Source organism: Mucilaginibacter gilvus (genome assembly GCF_004054195.1).
GTDB lineage: Bacteria > Bacteroidota > Bacteroidia > Sphingobacteriales > Sphingobacteriaceae > Mucilaginibacter > Mucilaginibacter gilvus.
Genome location: NZ_SBIW01000002.1, coordinates 312423 through 338865, shown reverse-complemented (window position 1 = coordinate 338865; position 26443 = coordinate 312423). Strand labels below are relative to the sequence as shown.

General features: G+C 45.4%; 22 protein-coding genes. 10 read left to right on the top strand and 12 right to left on the bottom strand.

Annotated features, from left to right (window positions below):
• Nucleotide 1 precedes the first annotated feature (1 nt).
• From EPL05_RS04720 to EPL05_RS04710, 3 genes are read left to right on the top strand one after another with little or no spacing between them, the layout of a single operon-like run.
• Nucleotides 2-553: a YceI family protein gene (locus tag EPL05_RS04720; RefSeq protein WP_128532595.1), complete on the top strand. Its 552-nt coding sequence runs from the start codon at nt 2-4 to the stop codon at nt 551-553.
• 20 nt (nt 554-573) lie between these two features.
• Nucleotides 574-1518, top strand: coding sequence for a DUF5777 family beta-barrel protein (locus tag EPL05_RS04715; protein WP_128532593.1), 945 nt, complete (start codon nt 574-576; stop codon nt 1516-1518).
• A 20-nt stretch (nt 1519-1538) separates the two neighbouring features.
• Nucleotides 1539-1964: a QcrA and Rieske domain-containing protein gene (locus EPL05_RS04710; RefSeq protein ID WP_128532591.1), complete on the top strand. Its 426-nt coding sequence runs from the start codon at nt 1539-1541 to the stop codon at nt 1962-1964.
• A 68-nt stretch (nt 1965-2032) separates the two neighbouring features.
• Here EPL05_RS04710 and EPL05_RS04705 read toward each other — a convergent pair whose 3' ends face one another.
• The 4 genes from EPL05_RS04705 to EPL05_RS23885 all read right to left on the bottom strand — a co-directional run bounded on the left by EPL05_RS04705 (nt 2033) and on the right by EPL05_RS23885 (nt 6164).
• Entirely contained in the window at nt 2033-3004 is a 972-nt protein-coding gene (locus tag EPL05_RS04705; RefSeq protein WP_128532589.1) for a zinc-binding alcohol dehydrogenase family protein, read from the bottom strand.
• Nucleotides 3005-3097: 93 nt separating this feature from the next.
• Entirely contained in the window at nt 3098-3700 is a 603-nt protein-coding gene (locus EPL05_RS04700) for a Crp/Fnr family transcriptional regulator (RefSeq protein ID WP_243837214.1), read from the bottom strand.
• Nucleotides 3701-3913: 213 nt separating this feature from the next.
• Nucleotides 3914-5935, bottom strand: coding sequence for a beta-L-arabinofuranosidase domain-containing protein (locus tag EPL05_RS04695; RefSeq protein ID WP_128532587.1), 2022 nt, complete (start codon nt 5933-5935; stop codon nt 3914-3916).
• A 58-nt stretch (nt 5936-5993) separates the two neighbouring features.
• On the bottom strand, nt 5994-6164 hold the full coding sequence (locus EPL05_RS23885) for a hypothetical protein (protein ID WP_166727630.1): 171 nt from the start codon (nt 6162-6164) through the stop codon (nt 5994-5996).
• 181 nt (nt 6165-6345) lie between these two features.
• Here EPL05_RS23885 and EPL05_RS04690 point away from each other — a divergent pair, with 181 nt between their 5' ends.
• Both EPL05_RS04690 and EPL05_RS04685 read left to right on the top strand, forming a co-directional pair.
• Nucleotides 6346-6996 (top strand): START domain-containing protein, encoded by a 651-nt coding sequence (locus tag EPL05_RS04690; protein ID WP_128532585.1) that lies wholly within the window; start codon nt 6346-6348, stop codon nt 6994-6996.
• A gap of 221 nt (nt 6997-7217) precedes the next feature.
• Complete coding sequence (locus EPL05_RS04685) at nt 7218-7907, top strand: hypothetical protein (protein WP_128532583.1); 690 nt, start codon at nt 7218-7220, stop codon at nt 7905-7907.
• An 11-nt stretch (nt 7908-7918) separates the two neighbouring features.
• Here the strand turns inward: EPL05_RS04685 and EPL05_RS04680 are convergent, their stop codons facing one another.
• Nucleotides 7919-8125 carry a hypothetical protein gene (locus EPL05_RS04680; protein WP_128532581.1) on the bottom strand — a complete coding sequence of 69 codons (207 nt, stop codon included), beginning with the start codon at nt 8123-8125 and terminating at the stop codon, nt 7919-7921.
• Between the two features lie 81 nt (nt 8126-8206).
• Nucleotides 8207-8506, bottom strand: coding sequence for a hypothetical protein (locus EPL05_RS04675; protein ID WP_128532579.1), 300 nt, complete (start codon nt 8504-8506; stop codon nt 8207-8209).
• Between the two features lie 241 nt (nt 8507-8747).
• On the opposite strand from EPL05_RS04675, the gene EPL05_RS04670 reads away from it, so the two are divergent.
• The 3 genes from EPL05_RS04670 to EPL05_RS04660 all read left to right on the top strand — a co-directional run bounded on the left by EPL05_RS04670 (nt 8748) and on the right by EPL05_RS04660 (nt 13373).
• On the top strand, nt 8748-9518 hold the full coding sequence (locus tag EPL05_RS04670; protein ID WP_128532577.1) for an SDR family NAD(P)-dependent oxidoreductase: 771 nt from the start codon (nt 8748-8750) through the stop codon (nt 9516-9518).
• Between the two features lie 286 nt (nt 9519-9804).
• Complete coding sequence (locus EPL05_RS04665; RefSeq protein ID WP_128532575.1) at nt 9805-12303, top strand: TonB-dependent receptor; 2499 nt, start codon at nt 9805-9807, stop codon at nt 12301-12303.
• A gap of 68 nt (nt 12304-12371) precedes the next feature.
• Entirely contained in the window at nt 12372-13373 is a 1002-nt protein-coding gene (locus EPL05_RS04660; RefSeq protein WP_128532573.1) for an FAD:protein FMN transferase, read from the top strand.
• Here the strand turns inward: EPL05_RS04660 and EPL05_RS04655 are convergent.
• The 3 genes from EPL05_RS04655 to EPL05_RS04645 are packed head-to-tail and all read right to left on the bottom strand — an operon-like array spanning nt 13370 to nt 17607.
• Nucleotides 13370-15565 carry a PepSY domain-containing protein gene (locus EPL05_RS04655; protein ID WP_128532571.1) on the bottom strand — a complete coding sequence of 732 codons (2196 nt, stop codon included), beginning with the start codon at nt 15563-15565 and terminating at the stop codon, nt 13370-13372. The genes EPL05_RS04660 and EPL05_RS04655 overlap by 4 nt on opposite strands.
• Before the next feature lie 16 nt (nt 15566-15581).
• On the bottom strand, nt 15582-16067 hold the full coding sequence (locus EPL05_RS04650; protein ID WP_128532569.1) for a DUF2271 domain-containing protein: 486 nt from the start codon (nt 16065-16067) through the stop codon (nt 15582-15584).
• Nucleotides 16068-16071: 4 nt separating this feature from the next.
• Complete coding sequence (locus EPL05_RS04645; protein ID WP_128532567.1) at nt 16072-17607, bottom strand: ankyrin repeat domain-containing protein; 1536 nt, start codon at nt 17605-17607, stop codon at nt 16072-16074.
• Nucleotides 17608-17827: 220 nt separating this feature from the next.
• Between EPL05_RS04645 and EPL05_RS04640 the strand changes: the two genes are divergently transcribed.
• Nucleotides 17828-19354, top strand: a complete 1527-nt coding sequence (locus tag EPL05_RS04640; RefSeq protein WP_166727629.1) for a rhamnogalacturonidase — start codon at nt 17828-17830, stop codon at nt 19352-19354.
• 315 nt (nt 19355-19669) lie between these two features.
• Nucleotides 19670-20491, top strand: a complete 822-nt coding sequence (locus EPL05_RS04635) for an alpha/beta fold hydrolase (protein ID WP_128532563.1) — start codon at nt 19670-19672, stop codon at nt 20489-20491.
• Nucleotides 20492-20865: 374 nt separating this feature from the next.
• On the opposite strand, the gene EPL05_RS04630 is transcribed toward EPL05_RS04635, so the two are convergent.
• The 3 genes from EPL05_RS04630 to EPL05_RS04620 all read right to left on the bottom strand — a co-directional run bounded on the left by EPL05_RS04630 (nt 20866) and on the right by EPL05_RS04620 (nt 26425).
• The gene (locus tag EPL05_RS04630; RefSeq protein WP_128532561.1) at nt 20866-22239 is read right to left on the bottom strand and encodes an alginate export family protein; all 1374 of its coding nucleotides are present in this window, start codon (nt 22237-22239) and stop codon (nt 20866-20868) included.
• A 134-nt stretch (nt 22240-22373) separates the two neighbouring features.
• Nucleotides 22374-24314: a sigma 54-interacting transcriptional regulator gene (locus EPL05_RS04625; RefSeq protein ID WP_128532559.1), complete on the bottom strand. Its 1941-nt coding sequence runs from the start codon at nt 24312-24314 to the stop codon at nt 22374-22376.
• The gene (locus EPL05_RS04620) at nt 24311-26425 is read right to left on the bottom strand and encodes a tetratricopeptide repeat-containing sensor histidine kinase (protein WP_128532557.1); all 2115 of its coding nucleotides are present in this window, start codon (nt 26423-26425) and stop codon (nt 24311-24313) included. The genes EPL05_RS04625 and EPL05_RS04620 overlap by 4 nt, the downstream gene beginning before the upstream one ends.
• Between the last annotated feature and the right edge of the window lie 18 nt (nt 26426-26443).

Below are 26443 nucleotides of genomic sequence, written 5' to 3'. Positions count from 1 at the left end.
CATGAAGTACATCTGTATTATTTTACTTGCCTGGTTAAGCATCAAAAACCAGGCGGGGCAGGATTTCTATGCCTGTAAAAACGTAAAAATTAGCCTGTTCTCCACCGCGCCGCTGGAGGATATCCAAGCCAGTACCAGCACCGGTACATCGGTTTATAACCCCGCTACAGGCGATCTGGCCTTTAGCGTTGGCATTCGCTCGTTCCAGTTCCCAAAATCGCTGATGCAGGAACATTTTAACGAGAATTATTTAGAAAGCGATAAGTACCCCCGGGCAAGCTTTAAAGGAAAGATAAAAGAACCTATCGACCTAACCAAAAATGGCAGCTACCCGGTGAATGTAACCGGCGAGTTGGATGTGCACGGTGTTAAGCAAACCCGTACCATCGCAGGCACTGTGGTGGTTAATAATGGCACGGTAAGCATGTTATCAGAGTTTATGGTGAAGTGTGTAGATCATCATATCGACATCCCTACACTGGTATTTAAACACATTGCCGAAAGCATAAAAATGAACGTATCAGCAACCTATACGGTAGTAAAAAGCAGCTAAAACCCTATAACAAATAAACAATGAAGAAGCTAATATCCCTTGCAGCCTGTGTTGTAATTAGTACCGGCGTATGGGCGCAAACTAAGCCGGCCGAAAGCAAAACCGCGGCAGATTCGCTGCTGAACAGTATGGATAGCGCTACCAGGGCCGAGCCTGTTATTGCCACCTTTAAATCAACCCGGTTAATTTTAGGTGCCACTACCGAAACCGTTAAAAAGAACAACCTCAACTTTTTAGTGATCCACCGTTTTGGGGATATTGGCGGCTCGGAGGGCGGGGGTAAAACCTTTTTCGGGCTGGATAACTCCAGCGATATTTATATCGGCTTTGAATACGGGCTTAGCGATAACCTGGATATCGATTTTGGCCGGAGTAAATTCGCGCAGCAGGTAGACCTGGGGCTTAAATACGCCGTAGTGCACCAAACATCAGATAACGCTATGCCATTTGCCGTAACGTTATTAGCCAAGGCCGGTGTAAAGGCCTATCATGATGATCAGGGTGCTTTTCCCGCTTTCTCGGATAGGTTTGCCTATGTAGCGCAGGCCATCATCGCCCGTAAATTCTCATCGAATTTTTCACTGCAGGTAACGCCAACCTATGTGCGTGATAATTCCCCCTTCCCGTTTTTACCGGGTAACGACCGCGGCTTTTTTGCCATGGGCATAGCGGGGCGCTTAAAAGTTACCAAACGGATGGGCATCGTAGTAGATTACGCGCACCCCTTTTCCTCCTTCCGCAGCAATGCAACCGGAGGAAACGCCTTTTACGACCCGCTGGGCGTAGGCATCGAAATAGAAACCGGCGGGCACGTGTTCACCATTGTGTTCAGCAATGCCAAGGCCATCTCCGAAACCAGCTACTTAAGCGCCAGCCAGAGCGATTGGGGCAAGGGGCAGTTCCGTTTGGGTTTTACCATTTCGAGGATGTTCAGCTTTAACAAAAAGGCCAAGAAAGCTTATTAACCCTACAAAATATATACACCATGGAAAGACATGAATTTTTAGCGAAGCTGGGCATTGGCCTGGCGGCTGTTTGTACCGGATGCAGTTTGGTATCCTGCGGCAGCAACCCCAAAAACGAGGACCCCACACCAACCGCCGATGGCAATATATTCACCACCAACCTCGATGCCGAATTGCTGAATGTTGGCGATGCCAAAGTATCCAACGGCGTAATATTAGCACGTACCGCAGCAGGCAATGCGGCAGCATCTTTCTCGGCAGTGCAGGTAGCCTGTACGCACGAGGGTACCTTCATCAATTATAACCCGACCGCGGGGATCTACATTTGCCCGCTGCATGGCAGCCGTTTCAGCAAAGAAGGCTTTGTACTGCAAGGGCCGGCAGCATCATCTCTCAAAAAATACAACGTAATAATTACCGGTACAAGCTTAGCTGTACGGGCATAAAAATAGATTAATTGTGATGTGGTAAGGGCAGCCTATTCCTGTTTAGGTAGGCTGTTTTTTTGTTGTGATCAGTCAGTTACCATCACAATTTTACCCCCGGCTGCATTACTGTCCATCAGGCGGTGGGCATCGGTAATTTCATTCAATTTAAACACACGGCCAATTTTTGGCTTTACAGAACCAGCTTCGATATCATTTAAAAAAGTTTGGAAATGTTCTTTACTTATCCGGATCTGCCCGCTATCGTAAACGGTTAGGTTAACCGCTGCAGGTATAAATTCCATAGGCGCAAAATCCGCAACAGACCATTGTTCGGATAGCATACCCGTCATACACACCGACCCACCAACTGCCGCGCATTGCAGGGAATCTTTTAAATTAGAAACGCCAACCAGCTCGAGCACATGATTTACCCCAGCGGGGAATAACGCTTTAAGTTGCCCGGATAAATTCCCGTCGTCGATCAAAACTTCGTTGGCGCCGTTATGCAACAAAGCACCCTTGCTTTCGGGTTTCCTGGTTGTGGAGATAACTGTTAAACCGGCATTTTTCGCAAGCTGTGCAGCCAACAAGCCTATGGATGATGTGCCACCCCTGATGAGCAAACTTTCGCCTTTTTTTATTTTCAACGCTATATGCAGGGACCCGTACACGGTTTGGAACATTTCGGGCGTTGCGCCCAGCAACTCCCAGGGCAGGGGGCTTTCAAAAGGTATAAGGATGTTTTTGGGTAAAACGGTATATTCCGCATAGCTGCCATCATAGGCTCTGCCCATTTCGCCCATAAAGGCGGCTACCTTTTGCCGCGGCTTAAACTCACCCGATGGATCAGTTACCACTTCTCCTACGCATTCTATCCCCAGCACGCGGGGAAATTGCACACCCGGTGATAAGCCTTTCCGGGTCATCAATTCCGAACGATTCAGCCCAAAGGCTTTCACTTTTACCAAAACCTGTCCATCGCCCGGGGTGGGTAGGGCGCGCTCTTCCATTACAAAATTCTCGGGGCCGCCCGGCTGATACACTACAATAGCTTTCATTTTACGAATAATTAATACAAGGCAAATATCGGCTCTTTAGGGTACGGTAACCCATAAGGTATCTTAAGAAATAATCTTAAAATATTTTAAGAATTAGCTTTTGTAGATAAGGTTTTTACCGATGGTGCTTAAAAACTCCGGCGTAACGCCGAGGTATGATGCAATTTGGGTATTGGGGAGCCGGTTGGTAAGATTTGGGTACTGCTTTAAAAAATACGCGTACCGTTCCTCGGCCGATGAGCTGATATTTTGGAGCACGCGGTTTTGCAGGTCGATATATTTTTGTTCGATGATGACGCGGAAATTATGATCGATCTTATGATGGTTGGTGTACAGGTACAACAAGTCGCTGTGTTTTATCTGCAGCGCCGCGGTTGGTTCTACAGCTTCGATGTATAACTGACTTGGTTTTTCGGAATAAAAGCTGCTGAGATCGGTGGCCCAGTCGTTCTCCGCCACAAACTGGATGTTATGCTCCTTCCCGTTTTGATCAACCGCGTACATTTTTAAACAGCCCGATATCACAAATGTAAAATGCCGGCAAACATCGCCCTGTTGCAAAACCAGTTGGCGGCGCTTAAAGTCCCGTTCACTAAAACGCGCAGCCAGGTCATTTTCCTCCTTTGTATTCAGCGGGAAGTAATCCTTAAAATAGGCGATCAGGTTTTGTATCGGCATCTTTGTAAATCTATCCAATTGGCACTATAAAACAAAAATAGAACTATGCCGCAGGAACATTTGGGAGGGGGCGAAATCTATAAATTGTCTAAAATTCTGCAAATAAAAAGCTGTTTTTGTGTTAACCCTCTGTTTTTATAATAATTGATTATCAGCCATCTATAAGTTAACACAACAAAAATATGTTAACTTTTGTAAACTTTTTTGGCGCGTATACCCGCGACATTGCAGCTACCACACCACCGGGAACTGCGAAACGCGGAGCCGGGTACAGCCGTAAGGTATCAGTATAATATCTTCCTCCTTTTCGGCATCCAGCCCGTAGCCAATGCTGTAGGGGAGTTGCCCGGTCATATCGTTATACAAGCCCCATGATGGTACGCGCCTGCCCTTGGTTTTGATAATGATGGGACTGTTGTTCACACTCCAGGGGTAGCTTGCTACTGTGCCTGTGGTTACAACTTTATAATGCTCGTTCAGTTTATTATCCGGCTGGGCTATCAAAGCGTAGTTCCAGGGTGTAGTGGGGCGAATTTCGTCGTAAGCGTTACCATAATCTACCGAGTCTTTATCCGTGATCTTTACATGGCTTACCTGCTCGCCAATTTTAAGGGCGTATACAATTGGCCCGCGCTCCACCGATATGGAGTTCTCGTACCAGTTGTTTTTAAACACGTGCATGGGCAGGGTAAGCTCCACAACATCACCGTTCTTCCATTCGCGGCTTACCTGCACTATCTGGTTGCCTTTTGGTTCCAGCACCACCTGCCCGTTAACTTTTATGGTAGCTTTTGTACACCATTGCGGTATGCGCAAGTGCAGCGGGAAGGCAAGCTGTTTAGCTTTTGTGCTCAAGGTGAATTTGATGGTTTCGCCAAAAGGGTAGGCGGTTTCTTCTTTAAAGGTAACCTCCTTTCCATCGGCAACAAAGGCCTTTACATCATTGGGCGAATAAACTAAAGCGGCAAGCCCTTTATCCGGCGTGGCGTACCAAAGGTTTTGGGCGAATTTTGGCCAGCCCTGGTGCATGTTTGATGTGCAGCAGGCGTAGCCCGTAAGCAGGCCGTAACAAACATCGGTACCGCTGTGGTTGGTATCAAAGTTACGCGTGTGGCGGGTAAGCATCACCTGGTTGGCCTGCTGAAAGTATTGCCTGTCTACAAAATTACTGTCTATTTGGGTAGGCAGGGCGTTAAAGGCGATCTTCTCCAGCCGGTCGGCATAGTTTACGTCGCCGGTAATTTCTAAAGTGCTTTCCAGCGTAAACATCATCTCCACAGCGGTGCACAGTTCCGAACCCTGGGTGGGGTTATTACCGTGCAGTGCCTCGTCTCCGCCGAATAGGCCGTGCGCCATTTCATCGTATTTACGCAGGTCGCTATAGCTTTTGATAGTTGCGTCCAGGTATTTTTGATCGGTATGCTGCTGGTAATAAACAATAGGCTCTTTCATGCCCTGGGCAAGGTTAACGCCATGCACGCTGCCATCCTGCGAAAGCAGGGGGGTGTTTAAAAACGCGTCGGTAAAATCAAAGGTTTGTTTGTGCAACAGGTCGGCCAGATCCAGCAGGAATTTATCGCCCGTGATATTGTAGAGCCAGTACACCACCATCAGGTTATCGCCTGCGCGGTAGCGCGACCAAAAAGTATAATGGTCCAGCGGTTTGGATGGCAGTTCCTTTAACTGAAATTTAAAGTAATTCGTCATGAGGCCGATCACCCGTTTATCGCCCGTGGCCGAGTAATACTGTTTCAGTATCTTCAGCATCACCATTTTCGGCCACCAATCGGCGGTGTTATCGCGCTGTATGCCGGGCTCATTGGCGTAATCTTTCGCGGGGCCAAAGTAACCATCGGCGCGCTGGCTTTTAATGCTCCACTCTACCCAGGGCTTTACCTTGGCTATTAAAGCCTTATCACCTAAAATATAGGCAAGTGGCAAAAGCCCGTCCAGCCAGTAGGGGCCGCGTTCCCATTGGTCGCCATCGCCGCCCAGCCAGCCGTTGCGCTTGCTCATCACCAGCGGGTATAGTTTATCCAGGTTGCCCGTAGCGCCATTTTTTTGGCGGATGAGCATCTCGCGCAGCCATCCTTGTGGTTTTATGGCACCCAAGGGCAGCTCTAAATAAGGGTTTTGGCGCAAAGGGGCGCGGTTGGCAACATAGTTTGTAACCGTACCGGCAGTTTGCGCCTGTAGGGTTGAATAAAATAAGGAGGAAACGAGCAAAGAGCAAATGGTTAATTTAATTTTCATCACGATAAAAATTATTTTACAATTAGGGTTTGGGCGGATGGTTTTTCCAGTCGTTTTATCAGTTTTTGCCGAGGTTAATGCCCCGTTTTTCGATAAACTTTTCGGATAGCATAGCCACCATAGCCGAGAGCGACAAGGTAATAACAAAATTGATGATTAACACGCTGGTGGCGTTTAAACGGCCCGATATCAGCGTGCTTATTTTGTAAGCGAGGGGGTATGCAAACAAAAAATGAAAGATATAAATGGAGAATGAGAGCTGCCCGATACTGTGGAGGTTTTAGTGTGCAGGGGCGTGGTTCGGTCTCATCTGGGGGTGCTTTACCTGTATATTGTCATAATTGTAGCAGGAATAATACATGAAGCTAATAATTTCTATTTTGCGGCGTTTAGCAGTATAAAGTTGTTCCATGTATAAAAAGTTGCTTTTATTCGTATTTATATTAAAGATATCCACCGCATCCGCCCAGTATAAATGGACCCCAAAAACGGATAAGGACGGTATAAAGGTTTTTACGAGTTTAGTGCCGGGATCTAAATTTAAAGCCATAAAAGTGGAGGCGGATCTGGATGCTACCGCGGCGCAACTGGTAAAAGTGCTGCTGGATGTAAAAAACTGTACGGAATGGGTTTCGCATACTAAACTGTGTACGCTCATAAAACAGGTGTCACCGTCAGAAGTGTATTACTATTCTGAGATAGATGTACCATGGCCCGCCACCAACCGCGATTTTGTTGCCCACCTCATTGTCCGCCAGAACCCCGAAACTAAAGTGGTAACGGTAGATGGCCCCGCCGTGCCGGGTTTTGTACCGGTGAAGGAAGATATTGTGAGGATAACCGCTTCCAAAGGCGAATGGATTATTATACCCATTGAAAAAGATAAGATAAAAGTGGTGTATACCCTGCAGGTAGATCCCGGAGGTAACATCCCCGCCTGGTTGATCAACATGCTTGCCGCGGAGGGCCCCACCAGGAGTTTCCAGGGATTAAAAAAGCAGCTGAAAAAACCGGAGTATGCTCACGGGGTAAGTTTCATAAAAGATCAGACCGGGCGTTGAAAACACTGCCGCTGCCATCAAAAAAAGGGAATAAAAAAACACTAAAAAAGCAGTAATTTATCCCTAAAAAGCTGCAAAAATTGAAAATTCACGGAAGTTTTCGCAAGTGATTTTGCAGTTTTTACCGTTTTTCTATCAGTTCGTATAAAATAGGCGCGTAAAAACTACTGTAACCAATGGTTGGCAAATGGCGTCAGATGCCATTATTTACAAGCCTTATCATGCGGTTAAAACTTTCCACTAAATATATCTTCACTTTTTTATTATTGGTGCTCATCATGCTCGAACTGCATGAAACAGTGCATATTATAACAGGCCGCATCATCTGCGGTGCTTGGGGAAGCCGTGATTTTAATGTTTGGGGTTTGTGCGAGGGTTGCGAACTAAACCACCCATTTTCGTGGGTAGCCACGCTGGCTGGTCCGCTGTTCTCATTTATCCTGATATGGCTGGGGATGTGGTTGTTGTGTTCTAAAAAACCTAATAATCAGTCAGTTGGGTTTTCGTTGGTGTTTGCCAATATTCCTTTCGGGCGCATCAGCCAGGCCATGATGGGCAGTGGAGATGAGATGGTAGTAACCCGTCACCTGCTCAAAACAGGTTTTAGTTATACGCAAATGGTAGTTATTTGCTCAGCCATATTGCTGCTTTTAGGGCTACCGCCGATAATAAAAGCTTATAGGGTTATCAGCAATAAATGGGCCTGGTTGTATATTTTGGGGTTTTTAACCCTGCCGCTGGTATTTATATTGAGTTATGTGCTTAGCTTTCTTAACTATCTATTAAACAATGGATTATTATCTAAACCCTGGGTGTTTGGGACGCCCTTGCTAATTACCCTGCATACTTTTATTGTGTTGGCAGCGCTAATTGTCACACGCAGAAATCTAATGCTGATCAATAAGGATTAAGTAGAAGATAATCAGGGTTTTGGCTTTAAATTTGCCTTGAGCATTACCCGGCCTTTTTTGGTTAAAATACAAGCCGGCGATCGTTCCTTTTCCGCGCCCTTGGCAACCTCTATCAGGTTGTATAATCTTAGGTCCTGCAGGTCATCCTTGCTTATGTTTATCGCCATCCCCTTCTCGGAAATTACTTTTAGCGCGGCAACAACGTCATCGTGTTTCATGGTATTATATTTAACAGTAAAGATATCACAATATAAGGCAAGAAAGGCTCAATTTCAAAGAGCACTGGCTAAAATAGTGGGCTAATCGAGCTCTATGGTCAATTCCGCGGAGAATAGTGTGCCGGTATTGGTTGTTGTCAACTGGTGTTTATGGGGGTGGTAAAGGATGTCCAGCCTGCGCTTTACATTCTTGAGTCTTATGAAATGTAATTTGCGCCAGCCTGCAGGTATTTTCAAGGCGATGTGAATGGTGGTTTGCCCCAGCAGGTATATACCACCAGGATGAGCCTTAGCAATTAAAGTACATGTATCTTTAATTCGGTGTACATAGCCCGGTTGATCTTTGATCTCCAGGCTATGTGTGCTTGTAGTTGGTCTCACTAAATATATCCGTAGGCTAAAAAAATAACCCGCCTCATGCTTTTTTAAAAAGCCGTTTAATACATTTGATAAAGGTTACCCCAACCGAGCCAATTTAATAAACCAATTGCGACCACCCCTTAGTGGGACTGTACTATAATAAATTGTATGCCAGCCAAGTGCAGGCATCTTTAACGCGTTAAATATTTTTGGCAGGCGGAGGAGGGTATCAATTTTAATAAATCCGTATTAATGTAGTACCATGAGTTTTAAAAATAAAGCAGCCATAGTAACGGGAGCAGGCCAAGGTATAGGTTTCGAAATTTGCAGGATGCTGGCAGAGCAAGGCGCAAAGGTTGTACTGAACGATATAGACCCTGTACTCGCAGTTAAAGCATCAGTCATCATTGGAGAGACCCAGGCCGGCAATTGCCACGCAATGCCCGGCGACTGTAGCAACGTAAGCTTTATTAATGAGATGGTTGCCACGACAGTAACCTTATACGGTAGCTTGGATATAGTAATAGCCAACGCAGGGATAACCTTGTATGGGGATTTTCTTACTTATTCGGAAGAGGATTTTTCGAAAGTGATGAACGTGAATTTGGCAGGCACCTTCTTTTTAACTCAGGCAGCTGCAAAGCAGATGAAGCTACAGGGTAACGGCGGTTCAATTTTATTTATGTCGTCGGCAGTGGGGCACCAGGCGCTTAAAAGTTTAGCCGCCTACGCCATGACCAAGGCCGCATTAGAGATGCTGGCTAAAAACCTGGTCATCGAGTTATCGCAATACAAAATAACGGTAAACACCGTAGCCCCCGGTGCCACCTTAACAGAACGCACTATCCAGGAAGCCGACTATGAGCGAATCTGGAAAACCATAACACCCATGGGTCGCCCGAACCATGTATCGGACATTGCAAGCACCGTTTTATTTTTGGTATCTGACGGAGCAAGGCAAATTACCGGGCAAAGCCTGCTGGTAGATGGCGGCTGGACTGCTGTAAGCGTTTTGCCAGACGGGCTGAAGTAAATGGTCCATAATTAGCTTGTTTTACTTTTGGACTGACTGTTTTACTTGCGCCATCGGCGCTATCGCTTTGTAGCATTAGCAAGGAAAGTTTTTTAACCGTTTGGTGTAGTCCAATAGAATAAAGCCCGCCATACGCCCTGGAGTGGTTGCCGTTCCATTTCCCTGTCGATTTCTTGTACGTTTCCCTCACCGTAAGTTTATTTAAACTTATTCTAAATAACATTGTAATATTAGCGCTAAGTTTTTATTTTTGCGACAAATTAGAATTAATCTAAATAAAAACAACATGAAAAAATACTATATAATTCTACTGCTTATACTCTCCGTTAGTCTATACGCGCCGTTACTTCTCGCACAATCTAAAACCGGAAACATAGCCGGTACAGTAAAAACCAGCGATGGCAACCCTGCCGCTTACGTAAGTGTAGGCCTTGCCGGTATCAATAAAGGCACCACGGCAGACGAAGACGGTAATTACGAACTAAAAAATATTAAACCCGGCAGCTATACCATTAAAGTATCTTTTGTTGGCTTAAAAACACAGGAACAGCCTGTAACAGTAACCGCCGGTAAGATCAGCCGGTTAGATTTTAACTTAACTGAGAGCGCATCTCAACTTAAAGAAGTTGTTATAACCGGCTCGCAAACCCTCAACAAGCCGGTATCCTTAGGTAAAGCTAATATCCGCCCGCTGGATCTGCCGCAAAGCACAGGTGTTATCAGCAGCACGGTAATTGCCGATCAGCAGGCGGTTCGCCTGGGTGATGTGCTTAAGAACGTGAGCGGTGTTTCGCTTACGCAAACCCGTGGCGGTGTGGCCGAAACCTTTTCGGCCCGTGGCTATAGCATTGGGGTTGCAGGTTCTGGCGGCAGCATTTTTAAAAATGGCATTATATCTAATACACAGGGTTTCCCGGATGCAAGTACACTGGAATCGATAGAGGTGCTTAAAGGTAGCTCAGCGCTGCTTTACGGCAACGTATCTGGTGGTGTGGTGATCAATATGGTTACCAAAAAGCCAAGGTTTGACTGGGGCGGATCGGTATCTATGCTGCTTGGCAGCTACAACCAGTACAAGCCAACTCTTGATATTTACGGGCCTATCACCAAAAATCTTGCATTCCGTGTAGTTGGTACGCATGAAGATGCTAATAGCTACCGCGATGTAGTGAACACGCACCGTACTTATATCAATCCATCATTACTTTATAAAATAGGCCAAAAAACGGATGTTCTTTTTCAATTTGATTACTTAAAATCGGACCTGGTTCCCGATGCAGGTGTTGGTATACCCAATAACCGTATTACCGTAACCGAAGTGCCCAATCAACCCCGCAACCGTTTTATTTACCCAAACTGGGCCTATAACAACACTAAACAAACCGCAGGTTATTTAACGGTAAACCATAAATTCAACGATAACTGGAGACTAAATGCCATTGGTGCCATTCAAAACACTCGCGTAAATGGCTTTGGGGTGGGTGTACCTACTGCAATTTCAGCCGCCGGCGATTGGGACAGGGCTCTGAGCGCGGTAAAATCCGGCGAAAAAGATTATTCCGCTCAATTAAACTTAAACGGAAACTTTAAAACCGGCCGTTTCCAACACCAGTTGTTGCTGGGTGCCGATTTTACCAGGATAGTGATTGAGGGAAGAAACTTTAACTTCACATCGGCGACGGGTTTTGTTGGTACCAAATACGACAAAATTAATATCTACGACCCTGCAACATTTAATGCACGGAATGATGTCCCCACCATTACTGATACAATGCGTACAATCACACCGCAAAATCGTACCGGCGTATATGTTCAGGATTTGATTAGCCTTACAAGCAAATTCAAAGTACTGGCCGGTGTACGCTGGTCGTACCAAAAAGCTTTCCAGTCTACGATTCTTAACTACAACACTCAAAAAGTTACCCGTGGTACGGCAGTAGACAAAACGGATAAGGCGTTCTCACCAAAAGTGGCCCTAATTTACCAGCCGCAGCAAACCACTTCGGTTTACGCAAGCTATACCAATAATTTCACCATCAATTCGGGCACCGATATTTTCGGCAATAACTTGAAGCCATCTCACATTAACCAGTACGAATTAGGTATGAAGAACGAGTTTCTGAACGGCCGTTTATCAGCCAACGTAAGCCTTTACCGCATTCAAAACAGTAACCTGGCCCAAATAGCACTGTTCAACCCAGACGGCAGTTCAAATACAAACAGTAACGTAAGGCAGTTGAATGGCGAAACCACCAGCGATGGCTTTGAAGTAGATGTTAACGGAGCGCTGTCAAAAAACTTTTATTTTATAGCAGGCTACGGTTACAACTTTATGCGCTATACCAACACCACCGGTGCCCGAGGTTCACAGGTTGAAGGCGAGCGCCTAATCAACAACCCGGCGCATACCGCCAATGGTTCTATATTTTATACATTTGATAAGGGTAACATAAAAGGCTTTAAATTAGGCGCTTCTGCTTTCTATACCGGCAAGAGAATGGGCGGCAACAACAATACTGTCGGTTACAATCCGGGAGAACTTAACAGTGCATCGGTAAACCCTAAGACAGGCGTAGTTACTCAAATTTCATCTTACAATGCTCTGCTACCACTAAAAGGCTTTGCAACCGTCGATCTTTCGGCAGGTTACAGCTTTAAGCACGTATCATTACTGGCTAAAGTTTCCAATATCTTCGATACCATGAATTATATCGTACACGATCGTTACAGCCTTAACCCTATCCCGCCGCGTATGTTCGCAGCAACATTGGGGTACAAATTCTAAATGCTGGCTTACTACAATAATTAACCGGGCGCGTAAAGTGCCCGGTTTTTTTACGAATTTTAAATTTTATGAAGAGAATCCTTCTCGTAGTTTTAATGTTATCGGCATTTAATGCCAACTCCCAAGTGCTGCGCAACCGGGTAACCAAGTTAATGGGCAGCCGCTGGCAAATCAGCATCGTGGCTAAAGACTCTATTTCGGCCGAGCAAAATATAGATACCGTGATAGCCCAAGTCACCCGTATTGAGTTCCTGATATCCGATTGGAAACCTCAAACACAGGTATCGCAGGTGAACGCCAACGCGGGGATCCGCCCGGTTAAGGTAGATAAAGAAGTATTTGAGCTGACCAAGCGCGCGCTTCATCTATCGCGGATAACCGGTGGCGCTTTTGATATCAGCTTCGCGGCGATGGACCGGATCTGGAAGTTCGATGGCTCTATGAAGGCTATGCCCACGCCGGAGGCTATTAAAAGATCGGTTGAGAAGGTGGGCTATAAAAACATTGTGCTGGATAGCGTAAATTCCACTATATTTTTAAGGTTGAAGGGGATGAAGATAGGCTTCGGTGCCTTAGGAGAGGGCTATGCAGCAGATAAATGCCGCGAAATGATGCTCTCGCGAGGTATTAAAGCCGGAATTGTAAACGGCTCCGGCGATATGAGTACCTGGGGTAAACAACCCAATGGCAGGGACTGGACAATAGGCGTTACCAACCCCTTTAAAGAAGATACAATTATCGCCGTAGTGCCGTTGCGGCAGGGATCTGTAGTAACATCCGGCAGTTATGAGAAATTTGTGGTTTTTAACGGGAAACGTTACGCGCACATTATTAACCCGGCCACAGGCTACCCTGCAACAGGCTTGTGCAGCGTAACCATATTTGGCCCCAGCGCCGAAAAGGCCAATGGCTTTAGCACATCCATGATGGTTTTAGGTGAGGATGCGGCCTTAAAATTCATTAAGAAGTTCCCGGCGTACAGATATATTATCATTACGGATACCGGCCGGATCTTTTCATCGCCCAAGCTTCATCTTAAAAAACTCCAACTGAAAAGGAACGGCGCTTAGTAGCAGTCGGACAGTACCTGGTTGTGCGATTGGTAATAGCTGATGCTTTTGCCATTTTTTTTGCTGCAGATGGTTTCCAGTAGTTCCATTACATCCTTTTGCATGGCCAGCGAGCCGCAGAGCATTAGCACACTGCCAGCTTCAAGCGCTTTGGAAATGAGTTCGGCATCCCGTTCTATCAAATCGCTTACGTATTGTTTTTCCCCTTCGCGCGAAAACGCGGTGTGGATGTTGGTGAGTTGCCCGGAAGCATGGTTTTCCAACAACAAACCCTCATACATTTCAAAAGAAGAACGTTGCCTGAACCCGCAATAAAGCTGGCAAGGTGTTTTATTAATATTTTGGCTGATCATGCCCAAAAACGGTGCTATCCCCGTTCCGTTAGATATCAGGATCACTTCTTTAGCCTCCGCTGGGAAATAGAAGTGTTTGTTCTCCACAATGCGTGCGCGGATTTTTTCGCCAAGTGTCAACCTATGTAAAAAGCCGGACCCCAGCCCATCAGGCTGAAGCCTTACGCTTAAATTTATTTGCCCGGCTATCACGCCGATGGAATAAAGCCGTTCGCGGTGATCGTTTATGGGGTATATAGCCAGCAGATCGCCGGAGTTTACACGCAGCCTGCGCTTCCCCTGTAGTTGTATGGTAAAGGTGCCGTCGGTACGGTTGGTAGATGTGGTGGCGGTTACCGTAAAAGTGTCCAGATCCTTAGGTTGCGTATTTTGCAATTGGGGCAATACGTTTAGCGGGATGCCTGCCTGTTGCGACCATGCTTCGGCCCATAAGCTAAACTCCTGCGGAGACCTGTCGTTAACGGTATGGATATCGGTAAGCGGGCTGGCCCATTGCTGGTGCGAGAGCAGGCTGTTTACCTCGTACGCGAATTTGCAAAAATCGGGGTAGGCATGCGAGCCAAAGCCAAGTACCGAATAATGAACCGGGTTTTGCTGCGGGTGCTTTTTAACCAGAGCAGCAAATTTAGTGGCATTGGTAGGCGGATCGCCAAGCCCGTAAGTAGCAGTTAACACAATAATGTGTTTAGCCTCCGGGAAAACTGCGTAATTATTCAACTCCGTTACATGCGATCTTTCGCCGGCTTTGAGCAATGACCTATGGATAGCCTGCGCGAAACCAAATGTATTACCATTTTCGGAGCCAATCAGTATAATGAAATTGCTCTCATTGGCTTTGTACTTGTTTTTGGTGCGGTTTGCCCTGCGTTTTAAGGTAATGGCAAAGCCCGAATAAATGAAGAAAAGGATATTTGCGGAAGCTACGGCCAACACGATAGCCCAAATGCCGCTTGCGCGACCGGTATGCAAATCAAGGCTGAGATTAGTGAGCATTACCGACATGGGGTATTTTACCTCTGCCAATATTTCGCCGGTAACCTGGTTAACGGCAACCTCGCGGGCTTTGAGCTTTAGAGTATAGTAATCTTCCACATCCTCAGAGAATGGAAACTCTATCGACTCAACATCAGAAAGCTTTGTTTCCTTAAAAATGGCAAACTCGGCCGCTTTTCTTTCAGGTTTGGATTGGATGGCGTCAAAGTCAATCTTGGGTGATTGCTTCGGCGTCTCTATCAATCCGAAACGGGCCAAGGAAAGATAAGTGCCGCTAAGCGCGATAATGAATATCGGTATCAGCGATAGCCGGCCCAACACTACGTGATAGTATTGTGCGAAGTTATCCCGCGCTATTTTGGTGAAAAAACGTTTAAGCCCGCGTTGCCGCTGTATGATGAGGATGGTGCCCGAAACGGTGATGAGCATCAGTAAAAATGCCGTAAGCCCGATAAAGAACCGCCCCGCCTCGTGCAAAAATAGCGAACGGTGTAATGCCGTTACCCATTGGAAGAATTCGCTCTGTTTGCCGGGAGTACCGATGATCTTTCCGGTGTTTGGATCGATAAACGCCTGTAGCTTTTTTCCGTCGGCATCAGTACCTTTAACCTGTACAAAATGGTTGGCATCTACAGAAAGTTCGGTGATATCCGGATAAGCTTGCCGCAGAACAGGCAATGCCCGGGCGAGTGTTATTTCGTTGAAACTATCGACACGGTAAGGTTTTATTTTTTCGGCTACGGGCTGAAAAGCGAGGATTATACCTGTAACAGATGCAAGCGTGAGAAGAAGAAAGGAAGATACAGCCAGGGCTAAATGGCTGTATCTCCATACCGAAATGGTCATAAAGCAAAAAATAACGTTAATTAGCGCTGAACCTTACATAGCGGATATACCCGGTACCCTCGCTCTTGGCCGAAAGGGTTTCTGTAGTTAACGGGATCTCCAGGTCTTTTACATTATAGGCTTTGTCTTCCACAGCACTCTCAAAACGTAGTTTATACCCCGAGTTTATTTTTGAATTTTCTATTTCGATAACGTTAACGCTGCGGTCGCCGCCGGTTACCGATGCGCCGGTAATGGCACTAACAGCCGCTGTGTTTTTTAGATGGAACTTGTTCCATTCTTTGAGTGTTTTGTACCACTTTTTATCAGAACCCAATACGTAGAGCGTTTTTTCGTAAGCACCCTTACCATCGATCAGCGAAATGGAGATGTAAGCGCCTTCGCCAATGTAATTGGTCATCTGGATCATACATTTATACTTGGTGGTTTGCGCGAATGAAGCGGATGTGCCGGCAAAAGTAAAGGCCAGTACCAACAGGACTATTGAAGATATTTTAGACATGAATTTATTTCAGAAAGTTAACAGATACTTTGTTTTTAGATAAAGACTCGTTTTCGGTGGCCAGGTCAAATGCGGTTTCTTTAAAATTTGTTACCAACTCTTTTTTGGCACCTATCGATAAAAGGTATTTCAGCATAGCATCGTCTTTAGCTACCAAAGCTGCTTTGTGCAATACGGTCATGCCTTCTTTGTTTTTGGCGTTCACGTCGATACCCAAAGGCTCAATACGTTTTAAGAGAGAAGTATCATTTTTAGCAAGCGCCAGATGGTAAAGTGTATTGCCATTCTTTTGCGCGGCGGTAATATCCAGGCCTTTTGCTTTCAGTATTTGCAGCTTGGTATCAAAGTCTTCGGGCTTCGGGCTGTTTGCCGGGCGTTCGCCCTGGCCATTGCCGCCCGGTCCGGTTTGCGGGCGGTAAGATTCAACCGCGTAATAGGCCAGGTTATTGCCGTTTTTATCAAAGATATTAATATTGGCTCCTTTGGCGATGAGTAAACGTACTACCTCCGGTGAGTTGCTACGTACAGCCATTGCTAAAGCCGTTAAGCCTTTTGAATTTGCCTGGTTAATATTTTTTATTTTCGGAAGCAGTGTTAAAATTACGACAGTATCGCGGTTGGTTGCCGCTGCATTCATCAATACAGTGTTGCCCTCTTCGTCGGCCTGATTTACATCAATACCTTTCGACATAAAATATTCGATGATCGGGCCCTGGTTAGGCTTACGTACAATATAATGTAAAGCGTTTTCACCCGTTTTAGCCGTTACCGTTGCCTTTAGGCTAAGGCTTTCCAGGTACTGGTAAATGGGGAGGCCAATGCCGGGGCCACCACCACGCCTTGCGCCACCCTGTGCGGCCATTAATATGGCGTTAGGGGTAGGCTTTACACCTTTTTCTACAAGGGTTTTTAATATATCAATGTTGCCGGCGCGTGCCGCGTAGCTAAACGCGTTGTTACCAGCGGCATCGGTGCTGTTAAGGTCCAAGCCTTTGGCTACAAAATAGTTGGTCAGCGCGAGGTCCTTATCATTGGCAATAGCCAGCAACAAAACATTTGCACCCTCTGCGCTCAGTTCTTTTTTCAGATCGATACCATGGGCGATAAACAGATCGTAGATCTTTGTATTCTGCTGGCCGCTGTTGGCAGCAAACAGTAGCGGGGTATAACCGTGGCTATCCTCCAAATTAATTTTAGCTCCTTTATTTAACAGGTTTTCGGTGATCTCCGCATTTCCACGATATGCGGCCCAATGCAGGTAAGTGCGGCCATCGTGTGTTAATTTGGCTACATCGTTGCCGGGTTGCGCAAGCAAAAATTCAATAGTTGCATTTGGCGCCTGGGCATTAATTGCCAATACTACGGGGTCGAAACTCGAGGCATTAAACTGGGCAGGATTATTTCCTTTATCTATCTCCGCTTTTACGGCGTTTACATCCGGCGAAGTTTGCCAGAACGATTGCTCTAACAGTCTGTTCTGCTGAGCCTGTGCAGAGATGATAAATAAGCACAGAAAAATGGGCGTGAGTAATTTTTTCATACAATTTGCAGCTTGTAAAGCGGAGCACAAAGTTAATAAGAATTAGTCTAAATAAGGATAGGAATTTTTAAATTTGTTTAGAGTCGTTTGTGTGTATTATTCATTGGCAACGTTTGCGTGGATTTTGCTGGGTAACTATTACGAAAAAGCGCTTGAAAAGAGCTAATATCGTATTTAGATATCCATTGTCTTAAACGCCATGGCAGAACCTGTAATTAACATGAAAAGATTTTTTAGATACATGGTATGTTGCCTGTTAGGCTTCAACGGAATTGCGAACGCGCAGCAAGGGCCTGTATCATTCAAAACCTTTTACAATGTAAGGGCTTATGGAGCCAAAGGCGATGGCAAGCAATTGGATAGTAAAGCAATTGATAAGGCTATCAACGCATGTGCGGCAGCTGGCGGCGGTACGGTTTACTTGCCGGCTGGTACTTATTTAAGTGGAAGCATCCATTTAAAAAGCAACATTAATTTATTTATAGATGCCGGTGCAACCATTTTAGGCGCGCCGCCCGAGTTAAAAGCGTATGACAATGCCGAACCGTTTACCGATACCGCTTACCAGGATGGCGGGCACACTTACTTTCATAATAGCTTAATTTGGGGCGAACACCTTACTAATGTGTCTGTCACAGGGCGGGGCATGATCAACGGTGGCGGCCTCACCAGTAAAGACAATGAGCATAAGGGCGACCCGACAGGAGGCGCTATAGGCACCGGCGATAAAGCCATCGCTATCAAGTTATCAAGCAATATCCTCATCAGGGATGTTACCATTTTTCATGGCGGGCATTTTGCCATTTTACTTACCGGGTGCAATATGGTAACGCTGGATAACCTTACCATTGATACCAACCGAGACGGGATTGATATAGATTGCTGCACCAATACCATGGTATCTAACTGCCGAGTAAATTCACCAAACGACGATGCCATTTGCCCTAAAAGTTCCTACGCCCTAAACCGGCCCTTTATTACCGAAAACCTCACGATAGTTAATTGCCAGGTATCTGGCTTTAGAGAAGGCACCTTGCTTGATGGTACCATGATACCGCAAAAGGCGGGCTGGTCTAACGGGCGCATTAAATTTGGCACCGAATCTAACGGAGGGTTCCGCAACTGCGTGGTAACCAATTGCACCTTCCGGGCCTGTAACGGCCTCGCGCTGGAAGAGGTTGACGGAGGGATTATGGATAACATCATCGTATCCAATATCACCATGATGGATATTTCGCATTACCCCATCTACGTAACACTTGGCAGGCGCAACCGCGGGCCAAAGGGCACAACTAAAATGGGTGTCGCTAAAAACATCCTGATCAGCAATATTTCGGTAACCGGTGCCGACGCCATGAGCGGGATTCAAATTACCGGTTCGCCCGGGTACCCGCTGGAAAACATCACGCTGCAAAATATTTCGATTGAATACAAAGGTAGCGGCACAAAGGAGCAAGGCGAAAAACCCTTCCCCGAGCTGGAACGCGGCTACCCCGAGCCCTTCCTGTTAGGGCCAAACCCGGCTTACGGTTTGTTTGCCAGGCATGTAAAGGGGCTTCGCCTTTTTAATCTATCTTTCACTACCAAAACCCGCGACGATAGGCCGGCGTTAATCGTAACCGATGTTAACGGCCTGGAGATAGACAGGTTTAAGGTACCACAGGTTGCGGGCAATGAATTATATCGGTTTACAGATGTAAGCAACGCAGACATTAGCAATGCTGCCTGGATAGATCTTAAAAAATAAATCCGATTTTTTTCATGATTTGATTTGCGCTAATAATAACTGGCTATCAAGGTTTTCGGCCCGATCTCTCCGGATCGGTTTGTTTTGCCAATGTTCAATTTCGGCTATTTTTGTTTGGGTGGATTTAGAGGTCAACTTTATTTGTTATTTTAGTCTTTCAAAACGGCCCTGGTTCTAACACCGGTTTCTGCGCTACCTGCAGACCGCTTGCAGGATTATTTCAGGTGGAGTAAAGAGATTTTATCTACCACTTATACTGTTCAAAACAGAACGTTGTCCCTAATATATTAATCACCATAATCAAAATCACAAGCAATGAGTAAAATCACAGTAAAAGACGGAACCGAAATTTATTACAAAGACTGGGGAACCGGGCAACCTTTATTTTTTCATCACGGCTGGCCTTTATCTGGAGACGACTGGGACACACAAATGATGTTTTTCCTTGCACAAGGGTATAGGGTTATTGCCCATGACCGCCGCGGGCATGGCAGATCGAGCCAAACAGCCACAGGGAACGAAATGGATACCTACGCGGCTGATGTAGCCGAGCTTGTAACGGCGCTTGATTTACAAGACGCGGTGCATATTGGCCATTCTACAGGTGGTGGCGAGGTAATACGCTATGTAGCTAAATACGGAAAAGGCCGTGTAGCCAAAGCGGTGCTTATTAGCGCTGTTACGCCGTTGATGGCACAAACCGGAGATAACCCGGATGGGATTCCTTTATCGGTATTCGACGGGATTCGCGAAGGTACAGCAACCCAAAGGCCACAATATTTCCAGGATTTTACCATGGCTTTTTACGGCTACAACCGTGAGGGCGCTAAAATATCCCAGGGAGTTAGAGACAATTGGTGGCGCCAGGGCATGATGGGCGGCATAAAGGCACATTACGACTGTATCAAAGCGTTTTCGGAAACGGATTTTACCGAAGACCTTAAAAGTGTAGATGTGCCTGTATTGGTGCTGCATGGGGAGGATGACCAGATCGTTCCGTTCGAACTGACCGCAGTAAAGGCTGTAAAACTTTTGAAGAACGTCACGCTTATTTCTTACCCGGGTTTCCCTCATGGTATGCCTACCACAGAGGCGACAACGATTAACAAAGATCTATTGGCTTTTATAAAATCATAAATAAAAACTGAAGTATATTAAAAAAGAGCCGTTACTATTTTTAGTAACGGCTCTTTCGTTTATTTTGTGGAGGACTGTATCCTCAACTCTGTTCTCCTGTTTTTTTCGTTTTGGAGGTCGGTACATTTTATGGTGCCGTCGCAACCGTTTATCAACCTGCTCTCGCCATATCCTTTGGGGACGAGCTATTTACCTCATCATCAACCAGCAGCGCTTTCAACATATCTTCACTATTTGCAAGCTTAAAGGTAAACATTTAAAAATCAACCTTTACACGTTTGAGTGAGCGATGGTAATGACTGTTTGTAGTATAAATTGATTGAGGGAACGGCCAATAAAGATGCCCTATTCTATTGCTTTTGCTGGCCATTAATTTAAAATTTAAGCGTAATGGTGCTGCCAACCATAATAATATCCTTACCGGGCCCGCTTTCCTTTAAATAATCGCCGGCACTGAACCAGGTAAGTTCCTGTTTAAAAGAAAGAAATTTGTTTGCATTGTAATCAAGCGCGGTGCCTAACTGGCGGCCTATTTGTTTTGAGCTGGTGTTTTTACCAGAATAAAGTAATTTGCTGTTTACCGCATATAGGCCATCATTTCTGCTCATTCTCCAAAACATATCGTAATCTTCTGAAAGGGTAAGCTTTTTCGACAAGGAAATTTGGATATAAGGGTGAGCATCGAGCAAGTTGGATGGGCCTATCAACGCAGCAAGCCCAAAGTAGGAGCCTCTTGGAAAAAGCGGGTTAAATGTGTTTAGCTTTCCGTCGTTGTAGTTTTTATCGCCGCTAATCGCTTCGGTTTTTAGCCCGATCAATGGTTTTAAAGCTACTTTATCAAACGTGTAGGATATATTAGCGGATGCTGTCCAGGCGGCTATAGTGCTGCTGCCGAGCTTTCCAAATTGATATAAACCCTCTAAATCGTATTGCCAGGTTGGCGAATTTTTCCAAATTCGGGTACCTATAGAGTGGCGCTGTTCGCGGCCTTTACCGTCATCAAAAGACGCTGTTTTTTTGGTGATGCCGAAATAATACACATCTATATTTTGGAGTACCGGCACTTTATTGATCACGGCATAGCCACCCCAAAATTTAACGTTACCGTTAAAGGTGTCGTCGAATATATTAGGTTTTGCCTGTACATAGTGGCTATAAAAAACATCCAGCTTTACTTTTTTGCTGCCAAACATCACTTTGGCACCATCAAACGATTGCCTGTTGTTTGGCGCTTCGCGTACGGCAACCAGCCGTTGCGAGCCATAGGATAACTCCTGGCGGCCCAACCTCAGGATGAGGCTGTTATTTGTATTGATGGGGAAGGAGAGGTCTGCAAAGGCCTGGTGCAGGTCCAGTGGGTTATTATCTACCGGAGAAGGATCTTCTACCTGTCCGTTAGCCAAACTGCTTTGCAGCTGAACAAACGTGCGGAAATGCTTCCCGGCGTGAAAATCTACATGCCCCAGGTAACGGGTAAGCACAAAACCATCATTATCTGCAGGTGATGAGCCCCAATCGGGATTTTTGTAATAGAAGTATTGATAACGCACCTCTCCGCCGAAACTGAAGTAAGTTTTTTTGTCCTGCAATACCGGGCTGAATTTGAGCCGATGGTACCAATTGGTGCTGGTATCTTTTGCGAGGTTTGTGTAGTTCTCGTCGAATCTTAATGATTTAAAACTGCTTTCCTGTGCAAGGCAGGCAAACGATGATAGGATGATGGCAAGAGTTATGCTAAATGTTTTCATGTAAATCAATAGCCAAAGTACAAGCCGTTTATTTAAGTTATTGATTTATAACTGTTTGTTTAAAATAAAAAAAGCCGAATTACGATATGTAGTAATTCGGCCCATCGTTAAATACGATATAAAGCGGTTACCTATTAACCACCTACGTGTTTGCGGGTAATGCCCAACCGTTTCATTTTTGAATTTAAGGTGGTTGAAGGCACATCCAGCAGTTCTGCAGCACCACCCGGGCCCGAAATGCGGCCGTTACATTTTTTAAGTACCGCTAATATGTATTCCCGTTCGTTATCGTCAATGGTTTTCACCTTGGTATCGGTAACGGCTATATCTGTTTCCGGTTTTGACGAGGGCAGGCTGATCCTTTCTATCACATTCCCCCGGTTCAGCAGCACATTGCGCTCTATCAAATGCTCCAGCTCCCGTACATTACCGGGCCAGTGATAATGGGTAAGATCACTCAAAGCTTGTTGCGAAATACTCATCCCGGCTTTGCCTGCCCGCTCGGCGTATTTTGCAACAAAATGCCCGACCAGTTCTGGTATGTCCTCTTTTCTCTCTCGAAGGGCGGGCAATACTATTGGAAAAATATTTAAGCGGTAATACAAGTCGAGCCGGAATTTACCCGCGGCCACTTCTTTCTCCAGGTTGCAATTTGTAGCGGCAATTATTCGTACATCTACCCTTATTGTTTCTTTGCCGCCGAGTCTTTCTATTTCTTTTTCCTGCAATACCCGCAGTAGTTTGGATTGCGCTTCTAAGGGCAACTCGCCTATCTCATCCAAAAAAATGGTGCCGCCCGCCGCCTGTTCAAATTTACCTGCTCGCTTTTCAACTGCACCGGTAAAGGCCCCCTTTTCATGCCCGAACAATTCCGATTCGATAAGGTGCGTAGGCAGGGCCGCGCAATTCACTACGATGATCTGCTTTTTACTGCGCGAAGAACGTGAATGGATAGATTTGGCGAAGCGTTCTTTCCCGGTACCGCTTTCGCCAAGTATCAAAACAGATGTTTCCATAGGGGCAACCAGCGTAAGGTGGTCCAATGCCGTAAGCAAAAGGTGACTGCTGCCTATTATACCATCAAAACCCGTTCGCAGCTTTTGTTGCGGCGCTGCATTTGGCTTTACAACCTGGTAAGCGGGCTTTACATTTTTATGACTTACAAACAGGCCATCAATAGCCATCGACAGAGGTTTTTGAAGTTTATTAATAAGCGCCAGATGCCTGTTTGCATAAATATCATCCTTACGGCTGTAAAACGAAAACGTAAAGCCCGGCCTGCCCGTAACCGGCACGTACATCACCAGGTTCGACCTCATGTGGAATGTTCTCGCTACGAATCTTTTCGCCGCGTTATATTTACAACGGTCCGTGAAATCATTCTCATTATACACTGCAGAAAAGGTGTCGTCGGTGGATGGTTCCTGGAGCTTAAGCAGCTCCGCCTTTTTTAAACCAGATATATTCATCAGTTCATCAAAGCCAATTACCTGGTAATCGTTAAAACTGGTACGCAAAAAACTGATGCCATCATATGGTAAGCTATCCAGGTTTTTCATGCCAACTGCCAGGTAGTCAAAAGGCGCATAGGGCTGTATGGTTTTGGCGATCTTTAAAAATTTTTGGCTCCATTCTGTTTCTTCGCTAAGGATATCTATAAGGGCGCTTTGCAGCATCTGCTCATTGTTGCGTTTGATCAGCATGTTTTGCTCGTGCAGGTACTGGGCAATTTCCAGGCTTACCAGTACATCCTTTTCGCGGAAGGGCTTTACCATAAACCCGTATGGCTGGGTGGCTTTCGCCTCTTCTAAGATCTTCTGGTTGGAATTTGCAGATAGGTAAACAAATGCGATCTGCTCCTCGGCCAATTGTTTAGCCAGGTCTATACCGGTAAGCTTGCCTTTTAGGTGGATATCGAGCAATACCAGCTGCGGTTTTTGCCTTGCAATAATCTCCCTCGCCTCCTCAACCGAATCGGCTATATCGCAAACATCGTAGCCTGCTTTTTCCAGCATCATGGATAGATCATTGGCCACAATAAATTCGTCTTCTACGATTAGTATCTTTTTGCTCATGATGATAAGGGTTGGTCGTTTTTAATGGCTTTTGAAAATTTTTCGTCAACAAATTTTATGATGATGGTTAGGCCGTCCCGGTTTTCAACCGCAAAGGTGCCACTGAGTTGTTTGCTTAAACCTCTCATTAAGCTCATGCCTAAGGTTTTGCTTTTAGAAAGGTTGGCTGCTGCCGTATTGCCAATGCCATTGTCGCTGATCTGTAACTCGTAGCTGCCTTCACCCAGATCGGACAACAATATCTTGATCTTACCATTACTTTCCTGTGGGAAAGCATATTTGATGGAGTTGGTGATGGCCTCGTTCAATATAAGACCAAGCGGTACAGATTTGGTCACATCCAGTTCTATAGGGGCTATGTCAATATCAAACTTAATTTTTGATGCGGTATCAAAGCTATCGGTTAAGTATTGGACAAGGTCGCCGATGTAAGCAGGCATGTTCACCAGCGCCAGGTTCTCTGATTGATAAAGCTTTTGATGGATAAGTGAAATAGACTGCATCCGATGCTGGCTTTCCCTGATGGCTTTATAAGCAACATCATCGTTAAGGTAGGATGATTGCGTGTTCAGCAGGCTGATCACAATCTGAAGATTGTTTTTTACCCGGTGATGGATCTCTTTCATCAGCCATTCTTTCTCCTCCAGCAGGTTATCCTTTTCGGCAATAAGATTGGTTAACGACCGGTTTTGGAGGTTGATCTCCGTTTGCTGTACCTGCAACTGGCGGTTAACCTTTTGCTTTAGCAAATAGCGGTTGTAACTCAATCCCAGTAACAGCGCTAATAATATGGTGCCTGCAATGTAAAGTTTTTGAGCGGTTGCCTGCAGTTGAGTTTGCTTTTTAAGTATAGCGATATTGCTTTCTTTCGCTTTTAATTCCTGATTTTTTTTCTCGGTTTCGTATTGGATCTCTAACTGGGCTACCCTGCCCGAATTTTTTTCGTTAAATAACTGATCTTTTAATTTAATGTATCTCCTATAACTTCTTATTTCATTTGGATAATCCGCTTTCGCGGAATCGATCTTATATTGAAGTTTGTAAGCGTTTACCAAGACATCGTAGTTGCCGGTTCCGCTTCCCAGTTGTTCGAATTTGAGAGCATGGATCCTCGCTTGATTAAAATCTTTAATATTTAAAAAATATAAAGCCACAGTTTGCTCTATTAACGGCTTGTTTTCACTCCCGGCATTTATTTTAGATACCAGCTTCAATAAAGTGTCGCAGTGCTTTTTTGCTTCGCCATACCGCTTTAGGTTGGCCAATATGTTAAGGCACGACACGTTAATGAGAATACGATTGTCCAAATCTGCCGGATGGTAAGTTTTTTCGGTTTCCCTCATTAGTTTGTAGCTTTCGGCTGCCCTGTTCAAAAATTTCATAGCATTAGCTATGTTGTAACTTAATAGCACGATTGAATTAATGTCGTGGTTGTTTGTAGCTACCCTTAATGAGTTCTTAAAGTAAATGAGCGCCTGGTTATATCGTTTAAGATTAAAATAGGTCACCCCTATACGGTTATAGATAGTACAAAGCATCAAAGTAGTATCGCCAATAGTCTCTGCTGCTCGTACAGCTAACAACCCATTTTTGATAGCCTCGTCATAATTTCCCATTTGCGCGTTTACAGTGCCCAGTAGGTCATATACCCCACGCAGATCTTTTTCGCCCGTGGCCTGGTACAGCATCAGGGATTGTTTTAAAGTAGATAGCGATTTTGCATAATTGGTTTGTACCTGGTAAAAGTCGCCAAGAATTTTTAAAGTGGCGGCCGCTCGGTTTTTGGCACCCGCCTTTAAAAACAGTGGGAGGGCCTGTTCATAATAAAAGATTCGTTTAGTCATGTCGGCCCCATGAAAGAAATTATAGTATTCTTCCATTTTAAGCCACGCTTCTGCGGCTCCTCTCAGATCTCCGTTTTGCAGATCTATGGCTATTGCTTTTCGCACATCGGCATTACATTTAGCGCTGTCGTTTTTCAGCGTCCAAGCTTTAGCGGATGCCATGTAACGGTCGCCTTCGCTTTTTGTAACCGTTTGTGAATAAGCCTGCAGGCAGGAAAACAGGAGAACAAAAAATGCTAAAAACCGTGCGTAAGTTACCCTCTTCATTATTTCGTTGCTTCCATG